Origin of the sequence: Devosia sp. FKR38 (assembly GCF_005222805.1) — a bacterium.
Lineage (GTDB): Bacteria > Pseudomonadota > Alphaproteobacteria > Rhizobiales > Devosiaceae > Devosia.
Genome location: NZ_STGC01000005.1, coordinates 1431581 through 1452027 on the forward strand (window position 1 = coordinate 1431581; position 20447 = coordinate 1452027).

The window sequence follows — 20447 nt, forward strand, 5'->3', positions numbered from 1 at the left end:
ATCAACCTAGCGCTGGCTTTTCCCAAACTTGCGCAGCGCCGTCTCGCGCTTGAGCCGGGACAACCGGCTGAGGAAAAACACCCCGTTCATCTGCTCGATCTCATGCTGTGCCACCCGCGCGGCAAAGCCTTCAAGCCGCAGCGTCTGCCGCACGCCGTCCGCATCGTCATAGCTCAGCACGCACCAGTCGGCGCGGGTGATCGGCACCTCGATCCCCGGCAAGGACACCGAACCCTCGGCCCCGGCGCTGCCGGTCTCGGCTAGGCTCTCGATCACCGGATTGAACAGCAGCCGATAGTCGCGCGCCGCCTTGGCATCGCTGACGCTGACCACCACCACCGGCTCCACCAGCCCCAGATGCGCCGCCGCCAGCCCATAGGCCTGCACATCCGCAGCCGCAGCCTGCAGCCGTGCGCCCGCCGCCAGCAGCGCGGCATCGACCGGCCGCGCCATAGCAGCCCTGGTCAGCGCCGCATCGGGCCAGGTGACGAATTCGCTCACCTAGAACAGTCCGCCACGGCCAAGGTTGGGATCAAGGAAGGTGCCATTGCCGCTCGGCTGGGTGATGCCGCCACCATATTGCTGCTGCATCTGCTGCTCGCGCAGGATCGCGTCATAGTCGGTGGTGCTGAGCCCGATCACCGAGGTCATCAGGTTTGGCCCGGTGCCTGGCTTGAACGATTCCGCGATGCCGCCCTGGCCGTCAAAAGCCTGCACGCCCGAATTGGGGTCGATCCAGGCCGTGCTCATGCCTGCTGGCACGTTGAACGGCGTCGCCGGCTTGCCGGCCAGCGCCTTCTGCATGAATTCGGTGAAGATCGGCACGGCAAACGTGCCGCCGGTCACCGAGCGCCCCATCGAGCGCGGCTTGTCGTAGCCGACATAGACGCCCACGGCCAGTTCGGGGGTAAAGCCCACGAACCAGGCGTCCTTATAGTCATTGGTCGTGCCGGTCTTGCCCGCCACCGGCCGGTTGAGCACCTTGGCGGCAGTGCCGGTGCCGCGCTGCACAACGCCTTCCATCATCGAGGTGATCTGATAGGCCGTCATCGGGTCGAGCACCTGCTCGCGATTGTCGATGATCACCGGCTCGCCCTGCCCGGTCCAGCTCTCGGCCTCGCAGCCCTGGCACAGCCGCTGGTCATGCCGGTAGATGGTGGCGCCATAGCGGTCCTGCACCCGGTCGATCAGCGTCGGAACGATCTTGCGCCCGCCATTGGCAATGGTGGCATAGGCCGCCGTCATGCGCATGTCGGTGGTTTCGCCCGCGCCCAGCGCCATGGCCAGCACCGGCTGCATGCTGTCATAGACGCCGAACATCTTGGCATATTCGGCCACCAGCGGCATGCCGATGTCCTTGGCCAGCCGCACCGTCATCACGTTCCGGCTGCGCTCAATGCCGCGCCGCAGCGTCTGCGGCCCATAGAATTCCTGCGCATAATTTTCCGGCCGCCAGATCGAGCCGTCGCTGTTGCGGATTTCCACCGGGGCATCCAGCACCACCGAGGCCGGCGTATAGCCATTGTCCAGTGCTGCCGCATAGACGATCGGCTTGAACGACGAGCCCGGCTGGCGCAGCGCCTGGGTGGCGCGGTTGAACTCGCTCAGTGCATAGGAGAACCCGCCCACCATGGCCAGCACGCGGCCGGTGCGTGGGTCCATCGCCACCAGAGCGCCCTCGATCTCAGGCACCTGTTCGAGCGTATAGATGCCCGTCTTGCCCGCCACAGGGGCGACATAGACCACATCCCCCACTTTAAGAAACTGATCGACCGGCTTGGAAACCCATTTGATTTCCGGACCCGACAAGGTGCCCACCACACGATCCGGCGCTACCCCGCCGTCGGCCGCGCTGTCTGGTCGCAACCCGATGCGGGCCTGGTTGTCGCCCAGCTCCAGCACCACGGCCAATTGCCATTCCGGCACGTCGCTGAGCGGCGCGATCTTGGCGACATCGAGCCCCCAGTCCTCGCCCAGCGCGATACTGGCCACCGGCTCGCGGAAGCCCTTGCCCTGGTCATAGGCGATCAGCCCATCCATCAGCGCCCGGCGGGCGTATTCCTGCATCTGCGGCTCGAGCGTGGTGCGCACCGAAAGACCGCCGCCATAAAGCTGGTCTTCGCCATAGAGCTTGGCCAGTTCGCGCCGCACTTCCTCGGTGAAATACTCCGCCGAATAAAGCTGGCTGCCGCCAGCGCGTGTCACCACATTGAGCGGCTCGGCCTTGGCCACAGCGCCCTCTTCGGCCGTGGCATAGCCATTTTCCACCATGCGATCGATCACCCAGTTGCGGCGCTCGATGGCCGCCTGCGGGCGGCGGAATGGGTGGTAGTTGTTCGGCCCCTTGGGGAGCGCGGCGATATAGGCCGCTTCGCTCAGCGTCAGCTGATAGAGCGCCTTGTCGAAATAATTGAGCGCCGCTGCCGCCACGCCATAGGAGTTCAGGCCCAGGAAGATCTCGTTGAGATAGAGCTCAAGGATCCGATCCTTGGAAAAGGTCGATTCAATGCGGATCGCCAGCAGCGCTTCCTGGATCTTGCGGTCCCAGGTCTGTTCGGAGGTCAAAAGGAAGTTCTTGGCCACCTGCTGAGTAATCGAGGAGCCGCCGCCCTGGATGGTCGAATTGCCGTCGATGCGCGCCAGCGCATTGTCGCGGATCGCGCGGAACACGCCGTCCAAAGCAATGCCGCCATGGGTATAGAAGTCCTTGTCTTCGGCCGACAGGAAGGCATGGATCAGCAGCGGCGGCACGGTCTCGATCGGCTGGAACAGCCGGCGCTCCCGGGCAAATTCGGCCAGCAGCGTGCCATCAGCCGCATGCACGCGTGTGGTCACCGGCGGCTGATAGTCCTTGAGCACAGTATAGTCGGGCAACTGCGCCGACACTGTCGTCAGATAGACTCCGGCCCCGACCACAGCCACCAGGGCCAGAAATATCCCAAAGCCGAACAGCCAGCCGAACAAGCGCAGCATCAGATCAGTCTCTCCGCAGCGCCAGTCCGGACCCGGCCGGCGCGCATGATGTCAGCACGGACGCCATGGCGGCGACGCAATGCGAAATTTGGCAGAATCATAGCAGAACCGGCCTCGGTTGGGGATCACAAGCCGGTTGGACAGCCGGAGCTCCGCCGCTTGCTGGCTGACGTGACCGATTTGTCACATCACTCCGGCTTGGCCAAGTTGTCGAAATAGGCCGAGATGCCCCGCGCCAGCGCTTCGGCCGTGCGGTCCTGCCAATCGCCCTGCATCAGATTGGCGATATCGTCGGCGTTGGACAGAAAGCCCAGCTCCACCAGGATCGAGGGCACGTCGGGCGCCTGCAGCACGAAGAAATCGGCCTGACGCACCGGGAAACGCCGCATGGTGACGCTGGGCTCGAGCTGACGTACCACGTCCTCGGCCAGCGTATAGGACAGCTGCCGCATTTCGCGCCGCATCAGGTCGAGGAGGATATCGACCACTTCCGGCGCCATCTGCGGCGCCGCAAAGCCGGCGATAATGTCAGACTTATTCTCGGATTCTGCTAGCAACTTGTCGAGCACATCAGTCGCATTTTCGTCACGGATATAGACGCTCGCGCCACGAATGTCGGGTTGCTGGAAACTGTCGGCATGGATGGAGATAAAGATGTCGGCCTTGTTGGCGCGCGCCAGGGCCACGCGCTCTTCCAGCTTGAGGAAGGAATCATCCTCGCGCGTCAGCGCCACGTCGAAGCGGCCCGAGGCGATCAGCAATTGCTGCAGCTTGAGCGAAAAGGCCAGCACGATGTCCTTTTCCTTGGCGCCGCCGACCGCTTCGGCGCCGCTGTCGATGCCGCCATGGCCGGGGTCGATCACCACCAGTGGCCGCGTGGCCAGCGGCAGTTCCGAGCCACCCGCCGGCGTTGACGCGGCCGCAGTCGGCACGCTGTTGGACGCCACCAGGTCCCTGGCGACATTGGTGGCAAACTCCGCAGCCGTGGCCGGGATGATGTCGACCACCAGCCGCGCCGGCTGGTCCTCGAACGGGTCGAGCACATAAGCCTGCTGCACCTGCGCCGGCCCGGTCAGCGTCAGCGTCGTGCGCACCCGGTCCGGGCCCGCCTGCTCGACCGCATATTGCTCGATCATGCCGCCGCCCGCCGGCGTACCCACCGGTTCGGGCACTGAAAAGGTCGCGGCACGCACGTCGATGGCCAGGCGATTGGGATTGTCGAGGGACACCAGCGCGAATTCGGTCTTGGCCGCCAGGTCGATCACCAGCCGCGCCCGCTCGGGCGTGGCGGTCACGCGCACATCCATCACATTGGGCAGGGCAATGGGAACGGCGGCGGCAGCTGCGGCGCTGTCGGCCGGCGCCTCCTGCGCCAGCGCCGGCGACAGGCCCGGCATCAGCGTCGCCAGCACCAGGGCCAGGGCCAACATCACTTCACGGAAAGGTGTGCACACGCGCAGGCCGGCTCCCGGAGACTTGATGATGCCGCAGCGGCCCAAGACGGCCCGACTCTGCGGCGCGAGCGCTCTTATGCGATGATTTGCAGGCGCGGCCAACCGGCGCACATAAATTTGCCCGGCCATTCAGATTCTGACTTTCCTGTTGCCAATCGGACGCAACATCCCTACACGCTAGAGGGGAAGCGCGAGCTTCTCGCAAGACCTGTTTGGGTAGTCTTTGGACCACCACAGCGACGCGGGAGGGGGCCCGTTCAGGAGCGAAGACTATTCTCCGGGACAGGTTCAGAAGCGGCAATTCCAGCGCTTCGCTACGAATTTCGGTTCCTGTCGGACCGGACGGTTGTCAGCGTGATTTATGTCGCGGACAACCCAATAGGAAGAGGTCAGATGGCCCGCAAGCGGACAAGACGCGACGCGATCGAACATGACGATTGCCGTTTTGCCATGCTGCATCTTTCGGCCCTGATCAATCATACCGGCGCGCATGGGGCAGAGCTTTTGCGCGCACTCACCCCCAAACCATTCGCCTCGCACTGCGCCACCAGAAGGGCCCCGGTTATCCGGCGCCCTCTTGTCGGCGCGCGAGCGCGCGGAGTTTTCTATGGCTACCAAGAGAATGCTGGTGGATGCCATCCACCCGGAAGAAACACGGATTGTCGTCACTGAGGGAAACCGCCTCGAAGAATTCGACTTCGAATCAGCGACCCGCCGTCAGCTGCGGGGCAATATCTACCTCGCCAAGGTCACGCGCGTAGAGCCGTCCCTGCAGGCAGCCTTTGTGGAATATGGCGGCAATCGCCATGGCTTCCTGGCTTTCAGCGAAATCCACCCCGACTACTATCAGATCCCCGTTGCCGATCGCGAAGCCCTGCTGCGCGACGAAGAGCACGATGACGATCATGCCGATGAGATCGACGAGACCCCTGCCCCCGAAGCAGCGGCCGACGCCGACAGCGATGCCGATGCCCATGGCGATGATGACGCCAGCCACATCGAGCAGGCCCCGGCCAACACCGAGCCGGTCGAATCCATCGGCGGCGCCGATGCGCTCGAGGAAGTGCCCGAGCGTCGCCGCCAGAGCCCCAATCGCCGGCACTACAAGATCCAGGAAGTCATCAAGCGCCGCCAGGTCATGCTGGTCCAGGTGGTCAAGGAAGAACGTGGCAACAAGGGCGCTGCCCTGACCACCTATCTGTCCCTGGCCGGCCGCTATTCGGTGCTGATGCCCAATACCGCCCGTGGCGGCGGCATTTCCCGCAAGATCACCAATGCGGCCGATCGCAAGCGCCTCAAGGAAATCACCTCCGATCTCGAAGTGCCCCAGGGCATGGGCGTGATCCTGCGCACGGCCGGTGCTGCCCGCACCAAGGCCGAGGTCAAGCGCGACTTTGAATATCTGATGCGCCTGTGGGAGAGCGTGCGCGAACTCACCCTCAAGAGCCAGGCGCCATGCCTGGTTTATGAGGAAGGCTCGCTGATCAAGCGGACCATTCGCGACCTCTACAACAAGGAGATCGACGAGGTCTTTGTGGCCGGCGACGCTGCCTTCGCCGAGGCCAAGGACTTCATGCGCATGATCATGCCGAGCCACGCCAAGAACGTGGTGCTCTACAAGGACGATCAGCCGCTGTTCTCCAAATATGGCATCGAAGCCCAGCTCGACTCCATGTTCTCGCCCACGGTCACCCTGCCCTCGGGCGGCTATATCGTGATCAACCCGACCGAGGCGCTGGTTTCCATCGACGTCAACTCGGGCCGCTCCACCAAGGAGCACAATATCGAGGACACCGCGCTCCAGACCAATCTGGAAGCCGCCGAGGAAGTCGCCCGCCAGCTGCGACTGCGCGATCTGGCAGGCCTGATCGTCATCGACTTCATCGACATGATGGAGAACCGCTCCAACCGGGCCGTCGAGCGCAAGCTCAAGGATTGCCTCAAGGACGACCGCGCCCGCATCCAGGTTGGCCGCATCAGCCATTTCGGCCTGATGGAAATGAGCCGCCAGCGCATCCGCTTTGGCGTGGTGGAAAGCTCCACCCACAAGTGCCCGATGTGCGATGGCACGGGCCTGGTGCGCTCCACCGAATCGCTGGCGCTGATGATCATGCGCCACATCGAGGATCACGTGCTGCGCCGTCAGGGCCAGTCGATCAACGTCCGCGTGCCGGTCGATGTCGCGCTCTATATCCTCAACTTCAAGCGCGAGACCCTGATCGCGCTCGAAATGCGCAACCAGCTCTCGATCACCATCACTGCCGACGGCAAGATGACCGGTCACCAGTTCGCCATCGAAAAGGGCGAAGCCCGCGTGATGGCCTATGCTGACCAGCGCGCCACCGAGCATGTGCGCGTCGACAGCGCCATCATCGAGGACGATATCGACGATGACATCGTCGATGAGGTCGAGGATGAAGACAGCGACGCTGAAGCCAAGCCCGCCGCAGCCGCCGCAGAAGCCGGCGAAGGCGAGAATGGCCGCCGCCGCCGCCGTCGCCGCCGTCGTGGCGGTGCCGAGCGCGGTGACGACAATGGCGGCCGTCCGCAGCAGCAGCGCGCTGCGCAGGCACCGCGTGTTGAAGCCGAGGCCGATGCCGAGGGTGAAGACACCGGCGAAAGCGATGATGCTGACGAGAACGCAGCCGCACCGGCTGGCGAAACCCAGGCCGAGGGCGAACTGCGCAAGCGTCGCCGCCGCGGCCGTCGGGGTGGTCGTCGCAACCGTCGCGATGGCGAAGAGGGTGGCGAACAGCCCGCCGTCGCCGCTGCCGTGAGCGATGCTGCCGAAACCCCGCTGCACGCCGAGCCCGAGGCTAGCATTGTCGCTGAAGCGCCGGCCGAGGCCGATGCCGAAGTCCAGGCTGTGTCGACGCCCGAGGATGCACCGGCTGAAAAGCCCAAGCGCACCCGCCGCCGCAAGCCGGCTGCCGGCGAAGAGGCTCCGGCCGCTGAAGCCGCCCCTGCTCCTGCTGCCGAGGCTGCGCCCGAAGCAACCGCCGAGGACAAGCCCAAGCGCAAGCCGCGGACGCGCAAGCCCAAGGCCGAAGCTGAAGCCGCCGCAGCTCCTGAGGCCGTGGCTGCCGCAGCCGTACCCGAAACCGTGACCGCCCCCGAGCCGGCCCCGACTCCCGAGCCCGCGCCAGCTGCCGCGCCCGCCGAAGAGACCGCGCCCAAGTCGCGCCGCGTCAAGAAGGACCTGCCGGCCGAAGGCATCGTGGTGTCCTCGAGCGCCGCAGCGGCCGAAACGCCCGCCGGCGACGAGCCCGAGCCCAAGAAGAAGGCCGGCTGGTGGCAGCGCCGCCTCGGCCTCGGCTAGAACCAACAAGAGGCGGCCCCCGGGCCGCCTCTTTGCTTTTGAGCTATCATGTCCCGCACCAGCCGCCTGCTCGACCTGCTGCAATTGCTGCGCAACCGCTCCACCCCGGTCACCGGGCCAGACCTGGCGCAGGAGCTGGGCATTTCCATCCGCACGCTCTATCGCGATATCGCGACGCTGCAGGGCCAGGGCGCCGATATCGTCGGCGAGCCGGGCCTGGGCTATGTGCTGCGCCCCGGCTTCACCCTGCCGCCGCTGATGTTCTCGGCCGATGAGATCGAGGCGCTGGTGCTCGGCTCACGCTGGGTCGCCGCCCGCTCCGATGACCACCGCTTGAGCCAATCGGCGCAGCAGGCTCTGGCCAAGATCACCGCCGTGCTGCCCAAGGATCTGCGCGAACGCGCCGAGGCCACCAATCTGCTTGTGGCTCGCAATGCCCCCGCGCCCGCCCAGGTCGACGCCAGCCTCATCCGCCTCGCCATCCGCAACGAGCACAGGCTGACCATCACCTATCGCGGCCCCGACGGCGCCGAGACCGAGCGCACCATCTGGCCCTTCCTGATCGGTTTCTTTGACGAGGCCCGCGTCGTGGCCGGCTGGTGCGAACTGCGCGCCGCCTATCGCCATTTCCGCATTGACCGCATCACCGCGCTGACCGAGCGCGGGGATCGCTACCCGCGCCGCCGCGCCGTCATGCTCAAGGAATGGCGCACCATCAACAGCGTGCCGCCCCAGGCCTGACAGCCACTGCCGAAAACTGACAGCCCCAAGCGCTAGGGTCTCCGCACACCCAAGGAGACACACTATGCCGACCCTCAACTACATCCTGCTCGCCGTTGCCGACCCAGCCGCCAGCGCCCGCTTCTACACCGCCCTGCTCGGCCGCGAGCCGGTCGAGAACTCGCCCACCTTCGTGCTCTATGTGCTGCCCAATGGCATCAAACTGGGCCTGTGGATTGCCAATGAGATCGTCCCGGCGCCCCAGCCGGCCGGCGGCGTCGAAGTCACCTTCAGCACCAGCAGCGACGATGATGTCCGGGCCACCCACGCCGCCTGGCAGCAGCATGCCACCATCCTGCAGCAGCCCACCGCCATGGATTTCGGCTTCACCTTTGTCGCTGCCGATCCCGATGGCCACCGCCTGCGCGTCTTCGCCCCGGCCGCTTGACCGCCGCGCCGCTCAGTGTGGCTTGTGCGCCTCCTGGCGGCGCACAATGGTCACCCCCGCCTCAACCGTGCGCAGGATGGTCAGCCGCGCATGCGGCTCCTCCGGCTTGCGGTTGGGCGTTACGGGCTGGTGCCGGTCCAGCCGATGGCGATCCGGCCCCAGATAATTGCGCGTCTCGATATAGAGGTGCTCCTGCCCGATCTGGGTGGCCAGCCGGGTCGCCATCACCCGGCCGTCCTCGGGCACATTGATCACATCGTCAAAGCCCAGCTCGACATTGGCCAACACCTCCTCCGGCTTGGCCTCGCGCAGGAACAGCACCACCGGCGCAAAGCTCAGGCTCACCGAGCCCGACTGCCGCACGGCCTGCAGCACCAGCCGCCGCGCCGCCACATCGAGATCGAAATGCACCAGGAAGAACACCAGCCGGTGGTCGTAATCATGCGGCACCACCTTGGTGGTTGGGCCCAGGACGGCCCCGAACCGCAGCTTCTCGGCCAGCCGCATCAGCGCCGCGCCATCGGTGTCGTTGCCGGAACGCACGATCGCCACGCAATGCGCCAATATGCTGGGGTCGGCGGGATGGGTATGCATGTCCGGACCTCCCAATCCATCGTGCTCCCACCAATCGTGCCAGCAAGGGCTTAACGATGCCTTAGGACTTTCAGGCGCGCCGCAGCCAGCCCTGCAAGCGCTCGATGGCCCGCTCGATGCTCTCGCCCGTCCCGGCATAGGAGAAGCGCACGAAGCCATGCCCATCGGTGCGGTCGAAATCGACGCCCGGCGTCGCCGCCACGCCGGCCTCGTCCAGCAGCCGCGCGCAGAATTCCATCGCATCATTGGAGAAGGCGGAAATCCCCGCATAGGCGTAAAACGCCCCGTCGGAAGGGCTCCCCACGGCGAACCCCAGCTCGGCCAGCCCGGCATTAAGCCGTAACCGATTGGTTGCGTATGCTGCCTTCTGCTCTTCGGCATAGTCGCGCTCGCCCAGCGCCACCGTGGCCGCGATCTGGCTGAGCGTCGGCGCCGAGATGAACAGGTTCTGCTGCAGGATTTCGGCGCGGCGCACAAAGCGCTCGGGCACCACCATCCAGCCGATGCGCCAGCCGGTCATGCAGTAGTATTTCGAGAAGCTGTTGATGATGATGGCCTGGTCGGTCAGCTCCAGCGCGCTCACCGACGGGCCGCGATAGTCCAGCCCATGGTAGATCTCGTCGGAAATGAAGGTCACGCCCAGGCGGGCGCAGGTCTCGACGATCTCCTGCAAGCCGGCCCGGTCTACTGCCGCGCCGGTCGGATTGGCCGGGCTGGCGAACAGCAGCCCGTCGAACGGCGCCCGCGCATGGGCAGCGGCGATATCGGCGCCGGTGAGGCGCCAGCCATTGGCCGCCGTCACCGGAATTTCCGCCACGCCAAAGCCCAGGCCCAGCAGCGTATTGACATAGGCCGGGTAGCCCGGACGGGTCACCGCGATGCGTGCGCCGGGGCGGAACGCGGCATGGAAGGCCAGGATGAACCCGGCCGAGGAGCCCATGGTGCAGACAATGGCCTCGGGGTCCACCGCCACGCCATGCTGGCTCTGGTAATAGCCCACCAGGCCCGCACGCAGCTCAGCCAGGCCCTTGGCATTGGTATAGCCCTGGGCATCGGGCAGCGCCTTGCGCACCGCCTCCAGCACGCGCGGCGCCGGCGGCGCGCCGGGTTCGCCCACCTCCAGATGGCAGATGCTGCGGCCCGTGGCCTCCAGCGCCTTGGCACGCTTGAGGATTTCCATGGCCTGGAACGGCATCAGTCCATCGTCAGTTGCATCGGTCATGGCGCATCCCTTCGCTCTGGCTTCCGCCTAGCCCGAATAGCCGCCCCTCTCAACAACAATTGATGGCGCCGCAAGGCAGGCGTTTACTCCGCACTGCTAAACTGGTTCGGCGTCTGCTAGAACGCTGCGCACCTGCCCTTCCGGAGTTCGAATCCCCCATGTCGCGCGTTTCCATCGCCCTTGTCGCTCTGGCCGGCATTCTTGCCGGCGCCCTGGGCTATTCCCAGCTCAGCAAGCCCGTCGCGCAGACCGACACCACCAGCGTGCAGGCCATGATCGACTCCGCCATCGCCGCCTATGATGCAAAGCGCCAGGGTGCCGAAGCCGCAGCGCCGCGCCAGGATGTCGCCGCCATCAGCCAGGACCAGATCAATCCCATGATCGAATCCTTCCTCATGGCCGATCCCACCATTCTGCAGCGCATGTCGGTGGCGCTCGACACCAAGCTGCGCGCCGAGGAAAAGGCCAAGGCCACCTCGGCCATCGCCGCCATGCAGAACAAGATCTTCAACGACCCCGGCCAGGTCGTGCTCGGCAATCCCGATGGCGATGTCACGCTGGTCGAGTTCTTCGACTACAATTGCGGCTACTGCCGCTCCGCCCTGCCCGACATGGCCGCGCTGCTGGCCGAAGACCCCAATCTGCGCGTCGTGCTCAAGGAATTCCCCATTCTGTCCAATGAATCGATCGACGCCGCCCGTGTCGCCGTTCTGGTCAGCGATGCCGACGTCGATTACTGGAGCTTCCACGAGGCCCTATTCACCAGCCGCGGCAAGGTCGACAAGCAGACCGCACTCGATGCAGCGGCCGGCCTGGGCCTGAGCCCGGTGAACCTCGAGCTCGAGATGGGCACGCCTGCCGTGTCCCAGACCATCCAGACCTCCTACGAGATCGCCAAGGCGCTCAATATCACCGGCACGCCGACCTATATCATCGGCAATGAGATCATTCCGGGTGCCATTGGCGTGGATGAACTGCGCAGCCGCATCGCCAATATGCGCGCCTGTGGCGAGACGGCCTGCGACGGCTGACACGGGCCGCTTGCAGAGCGCTTTGCCTTTTCAGTGCAATTCGTGTAACCGCGCTTGCCTGAGTATCCGGACACAGTGCACAAGGCACACATAATGGCAAAGCGCGTTCTCGTCCTCAATGGCCCGAACCTCAACCTGCTCGGCACCCGCGAGCCGGACATTTATGGCGCGCATACGCTCAAGGATGTCGAGGCGCTGTGCAAGCAGACGGCCACCGAGCTGGGCATGCACGTCGATTTCCGCCAGTCCAATCATGAGGGCGAGCTGGTCACCTGGATCCAGGACGCCCGCAAGACTGCCGATGCCATGGTCATCAATCCGGCGGCTTATTCGCATACATCGGTGGCCATTGCCGATGCGATCAAGGCCGTGGGGCTTCCGGTGGCCGAAGTCCATCTCAGTAACATTCACCAGCGCGAGGCGTTCCGGCACCATTCCTTTGTGTCGGCTGTCGCGCTGGGCGTCATTTGCGGGTTTGGTGTGACCGGGTATAGACTGGCGCTCATAGCCCTCGCAGAGAAACTCAAATAACGATCAACGCGTACCGCGCGGGAGACCGACAAGAATGACCAAGTCATCGCAAGTGGATCAGGACCTGATCCGTGCCATCGCCGAACTGCTCAACAAGGAAGATCTCGCCGAGATCGAAATCGAGCAGGAGGATTTCCGGGTCCGCGTCACCCGCTCCTATCCCAATGAGGCCGTGACCTATGCCGCGCCGCAGCAGCACTATGTGCAGGCGCCGCAGGCCGCACCGGCCTCGGTGACCCCGGCCGGCTCTGTGCCTGCCGCCGCGCCGGCCGCTGTGGAAGACCTCTCGTCCAACCCCGGCACCCTCACTTCCCCCATGGTGGGCACCGCCTACCGTTCGCCCGAGCCCGGCAAGCCGGCCTTCGTCGAAGTGGGCGCCAAGGTCACCGAAGGTCAGACCATGCTGATCATCGAGGCCATGAAGACCATGAACCAGATCCCGGCCCATCGCTCGGGCACCGTCACGCGCATCCTCGTCCAGGATGCTCAGCCGGTGGAATACGGCGAGCCACTCGTCGTCATCGAGTAAGGGGGACTTCATGTTCCAGAAGGTCCTGATCGCCAATCGCGGCGAAATCGCTCTGCGCATCCTGCGCGCCTGCAAGGAGCTCGGCATCCAGACCGTGGCGGTGCACTCCACCGCCGACGCCAATGCCATGCATGTGCGCCTGGCTGACGAAAGCGTCTGCATCGGCCCGCCCTCCGCCAAGGACAGCTATCTCAACATTCCGTCCATCATGGCGGCCTGCGAGATCACCGGCGCCGACGCCGTCCATCCCGGCTATGGCTTTCTCAGCGAGAACGCCCGTTTCGCCAAGATCCTGACCGAGCACAAGGTGACCTTCATCGGTCCCTCGTCGCACCATATCGAGATCATGGGCGACAAGATCACGGCCAAAAAGACCGCCGTCGAGCTGGGCATTCCCGTGGTTCCCGGCTCTGCCGGCGCCGTGGAAAGCGACGAAGAGGCGATCAAGACCGCCCGCGAAATCGGCTATCCCGTGCTGATCAAGGCCACCGCCGGTGGTGGTGGTCGCGGCATGAAGGTGGCACATTCGGAGGCCGACGTTCTCGTCGCCTGGTCGACCGCCCGCTCCGAAGCCAAGGCCGCTTTCGGCAATGACTCGGTCTATATGGAAAAATACCTCGGCAAGCCGCGGCACATCGAAGTCCAGGTCATGGGCGACGGCCAGGGCAATGCCGTCCATCTCGGTGTCCGCGACTGCTCGCTGCAGCGCCGCCACCAGAAGGTCTGGGAAGAGGCCGGTGGCCCGACCATCAAGCCCGAAGAGCGCGACAAGATCGGCGAGATCTGCGCCGCCGCCATGCGCAAGCTGAAATACTCCGGCGCCGGCACGGTGGAATTCCTCTACGAGGACGGCAATTTCTACTTCATCGAGATGAACACCCGCCTGCAGGTGGAGCATCCGGTGACCGAACGCATCACCGGCATCGACATCGTCTATGAGCAGATCCGCGTCGCCTCGGGCGAAAAGCTGTCCATGACGCAGGACCAGGTGAGCTTTTATGGCCATGCCATCGAAGTGCGCATCAATGCCGAAGACCCGCAGACCTTTGCGCCCTCGCCCGGCACCATCACCTTCTACCACCCCGCCGGTGGCGTGGGCGTGCGCGTCGATTCGGCGGTCTATCAGGGCTACAAGATCCCGCCCTATTATGACTCCCTGATCGGCAAGCTCATCGTCTACGGCCGCACCCGCGACGAATGCCTGCAGCGCCTGCGCCGCGCGATTGACGAATTCGTCATCGACGGCATCAAGACCACGCTGCCGCTGTTCCAGCGCCTGATCCGCGAACCCGACGTGCTGGCCGGCAATTACGACATCCATTGGCTGGAAAAATACCTGGCGGAAAACAAGGTCTGATTGAGCTGCACTTGGCCTGCGCTGATGGTGCAGTCGACACCCTCCCCCTCTGTGGGGAGGGATCAAGGGAGGGGGGTAGTCCCGATATCGGGGCTCCCGCACCCCCTCCCAGCCTCCCCCATCAAGGGGGAGGTGCCGCCCGGCGGTCGCGGCACCAAGGGAGAATAGCTTGATGGCCCGACGCCAAGACCCCTTTGACATCGAGATCACGCCCGAGCTGATCATCCGCGCCTATAGCGCCGGCATCTTTCCCATGTCCGAAGATGCCGAGGACGAGAACCTGTTCTGGGTGAGCCCCGAACACCGCGGCATTCTCCCGCTCGATGGGTTCCGCCTCTCCACCAGCCTGCGCAAGGCCATCCGCAAGTCCGGCTTCACCGTGCGCGTCGACACCGATTTCGCCGCGATCATCGACGGCTGCGCCACGGTCGGGGAAGACCGCGACACCACCTGGATCAACCGCACCATTCGCCAGGTCTATGGCGAATTGTTCAACCGCGGCGTCGCCCACACCGTCGAGGTCTGGGACGGCACAGAGCTGGTTGGTGGCCTCTATGGCTTGGCCATCGGCGGCGCCTTCTTCGGCGAATCCATGTTTCACCGCCGCACCAACGCCAGCAAGATCGCCATGGCCCATCTGGTCGCCCGGCTCAATGCCGGCGGCTTCGTGCTGCTCGACACCCAGTTCCTCACCGATCACCTGGCCTCGCTGGGCGGCATCGAAATTGCCCGCCAGGACTATGAGGAGCGCCTCGCTGGCGCGCTCCTCCACCAGGGCGACTGGCACGCGTTTGACCGACTGGCGCAGCAGCCGGATTGACTAGTCGATCAGCGCCCCGCCGGTGGCATTGGCAAAGGTCGCCGTCATGCCGGCCGCCAGATCGCTCGACAGCAGCACGGCCGCGTCGGCCACCTGCGCCAGCGCCGTAACCCGCCCGAGGGGAACGCCACTGCCCCATTCCTGCGACAGCGCCTCGAACGTCTTGCCCACCGCTGCGGCATGCTGCATCCAGGCGTCACGTACGCCCGGGGCATCGGGCGAGCCCGGCGAGCGTACCCAGCACACCCGCACACCCTTGGGGCCCGCTTCCTGGCCCAGCTGGCGCAGGAAATTCTCCACCGCCGCACAGGCAATGCCGAAGCCACCCACATTGGCCATGGTGACCCGGCCGACATTGGCCGTGATCCCCACGATCACGCCACCACCATTGTCGGCCATGTGCTGCGCCAGAATCGTCCCGGTGTGGAACCAGGTGGTCATGCCGCCCAGGATCGGCGCCATCACCGCGTCATAGCCCAGCTCGGCCATATGGCTGCCCTGCACATCGTCCCAGAAGATGCCGTTGAACATGATCTTGACCGGCCCCACCCGGCCAGAGACCTCGGCCAGATGCTGGCGGATCGCCTCGGGATCGCGCGCATCCACCGTCGTCACCTCGACGCTGCCGCCAGCCGCCCGGATCGCATCGGCCACGGTGTCCAGCGGCGGCCGATTGCGCGCCGCCAGAACCACATGTGCGCCCTCGCGCGCATAGGCCCGCGCCACTGCGCCCCCGACGGCACCACTGCCGCCATAGACGATGGCTGTCTTGTTCTTGAGCAACATGGATTTCCCCCTCTTTGGGCACACCAATCGTGCGGCCCTGCCCGCCCCACTCTCTACGACGGGCGAGCTTTGGCCGTCTCGACACGCATAAAACAAAAAAGGCCCGCCATTGCTGGCGGGCCTTTCCGGTAACTTTTCGCTGACCAATCGATCAGTGATTGTCGCGCGGCACACCATTGGTCTGGGCGATGCGCTGGTACTTTTCGGCGGGCTTGAGAATAGCGCCGTCGCCGAGCTGGCCGACGATGCCACGCTGGATTTCCTGCCAGGGCGTCTGGCTCTTGGGGAACTTGTAGCCACCCATCGATTCCAGATCGGCCCGGCGCGTCGCGATTTCATCATCGGAAATCAGGATGTTGGCCTGGCCGGTGTTGAGATCGATCCGCACGCGGTCGCCCGTGCGCAGGATGGCCAGATTGCCGCCGGCAGCCGCTTCCGGCGAGGCGTTCAGAATCGAGGGCGAGCCCGAGGTACCCGACTGGCGACCATCGCCGATACAGGCCAGCGCCGTGATGCCCTTCTTGATCAGATAGCTCGGCGGCCGCATGTTGACCACTTCAGCCGCACCCGGATAGCCGATCGGGCCGGCACCGCGCATGAACAGCAGCGTGTTCTCGTCGATCTCGAGCGCGGGATCGTCGATGCGGTGGTGGTAATCCTCCGGACCATCAAACACCACCGCCTTGCCTTCAAACGCGCCGGGGCTGGCCGGGTTGTTGAGGTAGCGATCGCGGAACTCGGACGAGATCACTGATGTCTTCATGATGGCGTTGTCGAACAGATTGCCACGCAGCACCAGGAACCCGGCCTCGGTCTTGAGCGGATTGTTGAAGTGACGGATGACCTTGTCGTCCTGGATCGTCGTCGTCTTGCAGTTCTCGCCAATGGTCTTGCCGTTGACGGTGGGCGCGTTCTCGCGGATCAGGCCCTGGCTCATCAGCTCGTTGACCACCGCCGGCACGCCGCCGGCATGGTAGAAGTCCTCGCCCAGATACTCGCCGGCCGGCTGCAGGTTCACCAGCAGCGGCACCTTATGGCCATAGGTCTGGAAATCCTGCAGGTCCAGCTCGACGCCGATATGCTTGGCAATCGCCTGGATGTGGATCGGGGCATTGGTCGAACCGCCGATGGCCGAATTGACCACGATGGTGTTGATGAAATTGTCCTTGGTCAGGATGTCGGAGGGCTTGAGGTCCTCATGCACCATGTCCACGATGCGCTTGCCGGTGCGATAGGCCATTTCCTGGCGATCGCGATAGGGCGCGGGAATGGCGGCCGAGCCGGGCAGCTGCATGCCCAGCGACTCGGCGAGCGAGTTCATGGTCGAGGCCGTGCCCATGGTGTTGCAATAGCCGGTCGAGGGCGCGGACGACGCCACCAGTTCGATGAACTGGGCATAGTCGATCTCGCCAGCGGCCATCATCTGGCGCGCCTTCCACACGATGGTGCCCGAGCCGGTGCGCTCGCCCTTGTGCCAGCCATTGAGCATCGGCCCGACCGACAGCGCAATCGCCGGAATATTGACGGTCGCCGCGCCCATCAGCATGGCCGGGGTGGTCTTGTCGCAGCCAATGGTCAGCACCACGCCGTCGAGCGGATAGCCATAGAGCACTTCAACCAGGCCCAGATAGGCGAGGTTCCGGTCAAGGCCGGCGGTCGGGCGCTTGCCGGTTTCCTGGATCGGATGCACCGGGAATTCGATGGCAATGCCACCGGCTTCGCGGATGCCTTCGCGCACGCGCTCGGCCAGCACCATGTGGTGACGGTTGCAGGGGCTGAGGTCCGAACCGGTCTGGGCGATGCCGATGATCGGCTTGCCCGACTGCAGCTCTTCGCGCGACACACCGAAATTCATGTAGCGCTCGAGATAGAGCGCGGTCATGTCCGGGTTGTCGGGATTGTCGAACCAGGCGCGCGAGCGCAATTTTTGAGGCGCTGTACCGCCGTTTCCTGCCGTCATTTTGATCTTTCCTTGCTGCTGCCCGACGCAGCTGTGCCGCATCGGGTTTGGCCTCTTTCTAGCATGGCTGGCGGAGCTGTGAATGGGAATCCGCAGAAAAATCATACTTATGCGTTGGAGGTCATTCGATCTGCCGGAACGCCCCGAAAAGCTTACCAATCGAGGAGACGCAAGGCGGTCTTGCCGCTTTGGTGCGCCCGGCTGGCGCCGTCAGATTCCGTCTGGATGAAATGGCCCTCAACCAGTAGGGTCGCGCCCGCAACCGGGCATCAGCGAGGCATTTGTGACGGATAAAGTAGATTGGATTGCGGTGGATTGGGGCACGTCCAATCTGCGCGCCTGGGGCCTGGCCGCCGACGGCAGCGTGGCCGTTGAGCGCAGCTCTCCCAAGGGCATGGGCAAGCTGACCCGCGAGCAGTTCCCCGAGGCCCTGACCGAATTGCTGGATGGCATCTCCGGGCTCAACGATGGCCCCATCCAGGTGCTGATCTGTGGCATGGCCGGGGCCCGCCAGGGCTGGCTGGAAGCGCCCTATCTCGAAGCCCCAACCGATCTTGCCGATCTTTTCGCTGGCGCCGTGCGCCCCGCCATGCCGGACGCGCGCTTTGCGCCCGCCATCCTGCCCGGCGTGTGCCAGCGCGGCGGCGCCGATGATGTGATGCGCGGCGAGGAGACCCAGCTGTTGGGCCTGGCGGCGCTGCATCCCGATTTCAACGGCATGGTCTGCATGCCGGGCACCCATTCGAAATGGGCGCGCCTGGAAGGCACCCGCATCACCCATTTTTCCACGGCCATGACCGGGGAAATGTTCGAGCTGCTGCGCAGCCAGTCCGTGCTGCGCCATTCGCTCACGGGCGATCTCGATGGTCCCAACCGCAGCGCCGGCTTCGTCAGCGGCGCCCGCGCCGGGCTGGACCATCCCGATCAGCTGCTGGGCACGCTGTTCAAGGTGCGCGCCAGCGCCCTGCTCTCCGACCGCCAGCCGGACTGGTGCGCGGGCTATCTCTCGGGGCTGCTGATCGGCACCGAGGTGGGCAGCAAGCGTCATCTGATTGGCGAACACCCCGTGCCATTGATCGGCTCGGCAGCGCTGTGCGGACTCTATGCCCAGGTGCTCGCCATGATCGGCGCGACCGGCGTGCCGCAGGATACAACCAAGATTGTGCTGGCGGGGCTCAAGGCCGCGCGCAGCCGGACCGCCCAGGAGTAGACCATGAACAATCGCCATCTCATTGCCATTCTGCGTGGCATCACCCCCGGCGAGACGATTGCCGTCTGCGAGGCCCTGATCAACGCAGGCATCACCATGATCGAGGTGCCGCTCAATTCCCCTGACGCGCTGACGTCCATCGCCATGGCCTCCAATGCCTTGGGCGAGCGCTCGGCCATTGGCGCCGGCACGGTGCTGAGCAAGAAGCAGGTCTGGGCCGTGTCCGACGCGGGCGGCACCTTTGTGGTGTCCCCCGACACCAACAAGCAGGTGATCGAGGAAACCATCCGCCTGCGCATGTTCTCCTTCCCCGGCGTGTTCACCCCAACCGACGCCTTCCGCGCCATCAAGGCCGGGGCCACCGGGCTGAAATTCTTCCCGGCTGAGGTTCTGGGCCCCAAGGGCATCAAGGCCATGAAGGCGGTGCTGCCGCCCGAGCTGCCGCTCTATGCCGTGGGCGGCGCCAATCCGGACAATTTCAACGAGTATTTCGCCGCGGGCTGCGCGGGCTTTGGCCTGGGCACCTATATCTACAAGCCCGGCATGGACGCCGGCCAGGTCGCCGAGCGCGCCGCCGCTGCCGTCACCGCCTATGACGCAGGAAAGCCCGCATGAACCAGACCGCCCGCCTTCTGATCGACAGCCAGTGCGCCCTGGGCGAAGGCCCGATCTGGCACCCCGGCCGCCAGCAGCTGTTCTTTTTTGACATCAACAACGAGACGCTGTTTGCGGTGACTGCCGACGGCGCATTCGCCGACAGCTGGATGTTCAACGAGACGGTGGCCGCTGCGGCCATTCTGGATGACGATACGCTGGTGCTGGCCACCGATACCGGTCTCAAGCAGTTCGACCTCGCCACCGGCGGCATGAACCGCATCAACGAGATCGAGGCAGACAATGCCCAGACCCGCACCAATGACAGCCGCGTGCATCCCTCGGGCGCTTTCTGGATCGGCACCATGGATCGCGGGCCGGCAGAGGCGCCGATTGGCGCGGTCTATCATTATCGCGCCGGCGTGCTGACCACGCTCAAGTCCGGCATTGCCATCCCCAATGCCACCTGCTTCTCGCCCGATGGCCGCATTGCCTATTGGACCGATACCCCCAGCCGCCGCATCATGCAGTGCGCCACCGATCCCGCCACCGGCATGCCGGTGGGCGAATGGACGCTATTTGCAGATGTCTCTGACCAACCCGGCTATCCCGATGGCGCGGTGATCGACAGCGAGGGCTATCTCTGGAACGCCCGCTGGGGCGGCAGCTGCGTGGTGCGCCATGCGCCCGATGGCAGCGTTGACCGCATCATCGACGTCCCCGTCAGCCAGGTCACCTGCCCCGCCTTTGGCGGCAAGGACCTCAAGACGCTGTTCATCACCACCGCCAACAAGAATATGAGCCCCGAACAGCTCGCGGCCGAGAAGGTGGCCGGTGGCCTTTTCGCCATCGACCTCGATATCGCCGGCCTCCCCGAAGCCAAAATTACCCTCTGAGAC

General features: G+C 65.0%; 18 protein-coding genes. 11 read left to right on the forward strand and 7 right to left on the reverse strand.

Features of this window, described 5'->3' with window-relative positions; all coding sequences use genetic code 11:
• Positions 1 to 6: 6 nt before the first annotated feature.
• The 3 genes from E8M79_RS11875 to E8M79_RS11885 all read right to left on the reverse strand — a co-directional run bounded on the left by E8M79_RS11875 (position 7) and on the right by E8M79_RS11885 (position 4427).
• A complete protein-coding gene (locus E8M79_RS11875; protein WP_137152101.1) occupies positions 7 to 501 on the reverse strand; it encodes a peptide deformylase in 495 nt (164 codons plus the stop codon).
• Positions 502 to 2973 carry a penicillin-binding protein 1A gene (locus E8M79_RS11880; RefSeq protein ID WP_137152102.1) on the reverse strand — a complete coding sequence of 824 codons (2472 nt, stop codon included), beginning with the start codon at positions 2971 to 2973 and terminating at the stop codon, positions 502 to 504.
• Between the two features lie 188 nt (positions 2974 to 3161).
• Positions 3162 to 4427 (reverse strand): N-acetylmuramoyl-L-alanine amidase, encoded by a 1266-nt coding sequence (locus tag E8M79_RS11885; RefSeq protein WP_171015835.1) that lies wholly within the window; start codon positions 4425 to 4427, stop codon positions 3162 to 3164.
• Positions 4428 to 5034: 607 nt separating this feature from the next.
• On the opposite strand from E8M79_RS11885, the gene E8M79_RS11890 reads away from it, so the two are divergent.
• The 3 genes from E8M79_RS11890 (at position 5035) to E8M79_RS11900 (ending at position 8914) form a co-directional block, all read left to right on the forward strand.
• Entirely contained in the window at positions 5035 to 7746 is a 2712-nt protein-coding gene (locus E8M79_RS11890; protein ID WP_137152104.1) for a ribonuclease E/G, read from the forward strand.
• A 48-nt stretch (positions 7747 to 7794) separates the two neighbouring features.
• The gene (locus E8M79_RS11895; RefSeq protein WP_137152105.1) at positions 7795 to 8487 is read left to right on the forward strand and encodes a YafY family protein; all 693 of its coding nucleotides are present in this window, start codon (positions 7795 to 7797) and stop codon (positions 8485 to 8487) included.
• 64 nt (positions 8488 to 8551) lie between these two features.
• Positions 8552 to 8914 (forward strand): VOC family protein, encoded by a 363-nt coding sequence (locus tag E8M79_RS11900; protein ID WP_137152106.1) that lies wholly within the window; start codon positions 8552 to 8554, stop codon positions 8912 to 8914.
• A 12-nt stretch (positions 8915 to 8926) separates the two neighbouring features.
• Here E8M79_RS11900 and E8M79_RS11905 read toward each other — a convergent pair whose 3' ends face one another.
• Positions 8927 to 9508 carry a hypothetical protein gene (locus tag E8M79_RS11905; RefSeq protein ID WP_137152107.1) on the reverse strand — a complete coding sequence of 194 codons (582 nt, stop codon included), beginning with the start codon at positions 9506 to 9508 and terminating at the stop codon, positions 8927 to 8929.
• 70 nt (positions 9509 to 9578) lie between these two features.
• Positions 9579 to 10730 carry an aminotransferase class I/II-fold pyridoxal phosphate-dependent enzyme gene (locus tag E8M79_RS11910; protein ID WP_137152108.1) on the reverse strand — a complete coding sequence of 384 codons (1152 nt, stop codon included), beginning with the start codon at positions 10728 to 10730 and terminating at the stop codon, positions 9579 to 9581.
• Between the two features lie 158 nt (positions 10731 to 10888).
• Between E8M79_RS11910 and E8M79_RS11915 the strand changes: the two genes are divergently transcribed.
• The 5 genes from E8M79_RS11915 (at position 10889) to aat (ending at position 14998) form a co-directional block, all read left to right on the forward strand.
• Positions 10889 to 11761 carry a DsbA family protein gene (locus tag E8M79_RS11915; protein WP_171015836.1) on the forward strand — a complete coding sequence of 291 codons (873 nt, stop codon included), beginning with the start codon at positions 10889 to 10891 and terminating at the stop codon, positions 11759 to 11761.
• A gap of 93 nt (positions 11762 to 11854) precedes the next feature.
• Positions 11855 to 12292, forward strand: a complete 438-nt coding sequence (gene aroQ / locus E8M79_RS11920; RefSeq protein ID WP_137152110.1) for a type II 3-dehydroquinate dehydratase — start codon at positions 11855 to 11857, stop codon at positions 12290 to 12292.
• A gap of 34 nt (positions 12293 to 12326) precedes the next feature.
• Positions 12327 to 12821 carry an acetyl-CoA carboxylase biotin carboxyl carrier protein gene (gene accB, locus E8M79_RS11925; RefSeq protein ID WP_137152111.1) on the forward strand — a complete coding sequence of 165 codons (495 nt, stop codon included), beginning with the start codon at positions 12327 to 12329 and terminating at the stop codon, positions 12819 to 12821.
• A 10-nt stretch (positions 12822 to 12831) separates the two neighbouring features.
• Positions 12832 to 14178, forward strand: coding sequence for an acetyl-CoA carboxylase biotin carboxylase subunit (gene accC, locus E8M79_RS11930; RefSeq protein WP_137152112.1), 1347 nt, complete (start codon positions 12832 to 12834; stop codon positions 14176 to 14178).
• A 172-nt stretch (positions 14179 to 14350) separates the two neighbouring features.
• Positions 14351 to 14998 (forward strand): leucyl/phenylalanyl-tRNA--protein transferase, encoded by a 648-nt coding sequence (aat, locus tag E8M79_RS11935; protein ID WP_137152113.1) that lies wholly within the window; start codon positions 14351 to 14353, stop codon positions 14996 to 14998.
• On the opposite strand, the gene E8M79_RS11940 is transcribed toward aat, so the two are convergent.
• On the reverse strand, positions 14999 to 15784 hold the full coding sequence (locus E8M79_RS11940) for an SDR family oxidoreductase (RefSeq protein WP_137152114.1): 786 nt from the start codon (positions 15782 to 15784) through the stop codon (positions 14999 to 15001). It abuts the gene before it with no gap.
• Between the two features lie 151 nt (positions 15785 to 15935).
• Entirely contained in the window at positions 15936 to 17744 is a 1809-nt protein-coding gene (locus E8M79_RS11945; protein WP_137152115.1) for an IlvD/Edd family dehydratase, read from the reverse strand.
• Positions 17745 to 18027: 283 nt separating this feature from the next.
• Between E8M79_RS11945 and E8M79_RS11950 the strand changes: the two genes are divergently transcribed.
• From E8M79_RS11950 to E8M79_RS11960, 3 genes are read left to right on the forward strand one after another with little or no spacing between them, the layout of a single operon-like run.
• Positions 18028 to 18954: a 2-dehydro-3-deoxygalactonokinase gene (locus tag E8M79_RS11950; protein WP_171015837.1), complete on the forward strand. Its 927-nt coding sequence runs from the start codon at positions 18028 to 18030 to the stop codon at positions 18952 to 18954.
• 3 nt (positions 18955 to 18957) lie between these two features.
• Complete coding sequence (locus tag E8M79_RS11955; protein ID WP_137152117.1) at positions 18958 to 19569, forward strand: 2-dehydro-3-deoxy-6-phosphogalactonate aldolase; 612 nt, start codon at positions 18958 to 18960, stop codon at positions 19567 to 19569.
• On the forward strand, positions 19566 to 20444 hold the full coding sequence (locus tag E8M79_RS11960; RefSeq protein WP_137152118.1) for an SMP-30/gluconolactonase/LRE family protein: 879 nt from the start codon (positions 19566 to 19568) through the stop codon (positions 20442 to 20444). Before E8M79_RS11955 ends, E8M79_RS11960 begins: the two co-directional genes overlap by 4 nt.
• The last annotated feature ends 3 nt before the right edge of the window (positions 20445 to 20447 follow it).

What these genes read in the sequence shown, in the direction of transcription:
- E8M79_RS11945 (WP_137152115.1), bottom strand. Translation starts at nt 17,744, where the DNA reads ATGACGGCAGGAAACGGCGGTACAGCGCCTCAAAAATTGCGCTCGCGC.
- E8M79_RS11915 (WP_171015836.1), top strand. Translation starts at nt 10,889, where the DNA reads ATGTCGCGCGTTTCCATCGCCCTTGTCGCTCTGGCCGGCATTCTTGCC.
- accC (WP_137152112.1), top strand. Translation starts at nt 12,832, where the DNA reads ATGTTCCAGAAGGTCCTGATCGCCAATCGCGGCGAAATCGCTCTGCGC.
- E8M79_RS11960 (WP_137152118.1), top strand. Translation starts at nt 19,566, where the DNA reads ATGAACCAGACCGCCCGCCTTCTGATCGACAGCCAGTGCGCCCTGGGC.
- E8M79_RS11955 (WP_137152117.1), top strand. Translation starts at nt 18,958, where the DNA reads ATGAACAATCGCCATCTCATTGCCATTCTGCGTGGCATCACCCCCGGC.
- E8M79_RS11880 (WP_137152102.1), bottom strand. Translation starts at nt 2,973, where the DNA reads ATGCTGCGCTTGTTCGGCTGGCTGTTCGGCTTTGGGATATTTCTGGCC.
- accB (WP_137152111.1), top strand. Translation starts at nt 12,327, where the DNA reads ATGACCAAGTCATCGCAAGTGGATCAGGACCTGATCCGTGCCATCGCC.
- E8M79_RS11895 (WP_137152105.1), top strand. Translation starts at nt 7,795, where the DNA reads ATGTCCCGCACCAGCCGCCTGCTCGACCTGCTGCAATTGCTGCGCAAC.
- aroQ (WP_137152110.1), top strand. Translation starts at nt 11,855, where the DNA reads ATGGCAAAGCGCGTTCTCGTCCTCAATGGCCCGAACCTCAACCTGCTC.
- E8M79_RS11905 (WP_137152107.1), bottom strand. Translation starts at nt 9,508, where the DNA reads ATGCATACCCATCCCGCCGACCCCAGCATATTGGCGCATTGCGTGGCG.
- E8M79_RS11890 (WP_137152104.1), top strand. Translation starts at nt 5,035, where the DNA reads ATGGCTACCAAGAGAATGCTGGTGGATGCCATCCACCCGGAAGAAACA.
- E8M79_RS11900 (WP_137152106.1), top strand. Translation starts at nt 8,552, where the DNA reads ATGCCGACCCTCAACTACATCCTGCTCGCCGTTGCCGACCCAGCCGCC.
- E8M79_RS11910 (WP_137152108.1), bottom strand. Translation starts at nt 10,730, where the DNA reads ATGACCGATGCAACTGACGATGGACTGATGCCGTTCCAGGCCATGGAA.
- aat (WP_137152113.1), top strand. Translation starts at nt 14,351, where the DNA reads ATGGCCCGACGCCAAGACCCCTTTGACATCGAGATCACGCCCGAGCTG.
- E8M79_RS11940 (WP_137152114.1), bottom strand. Translation starts at nt 15,784, where the DNA reads ATGTTGCTCAAGAACAAGACAGCCATCGTCTATGGCGGCAGTGGTGCC.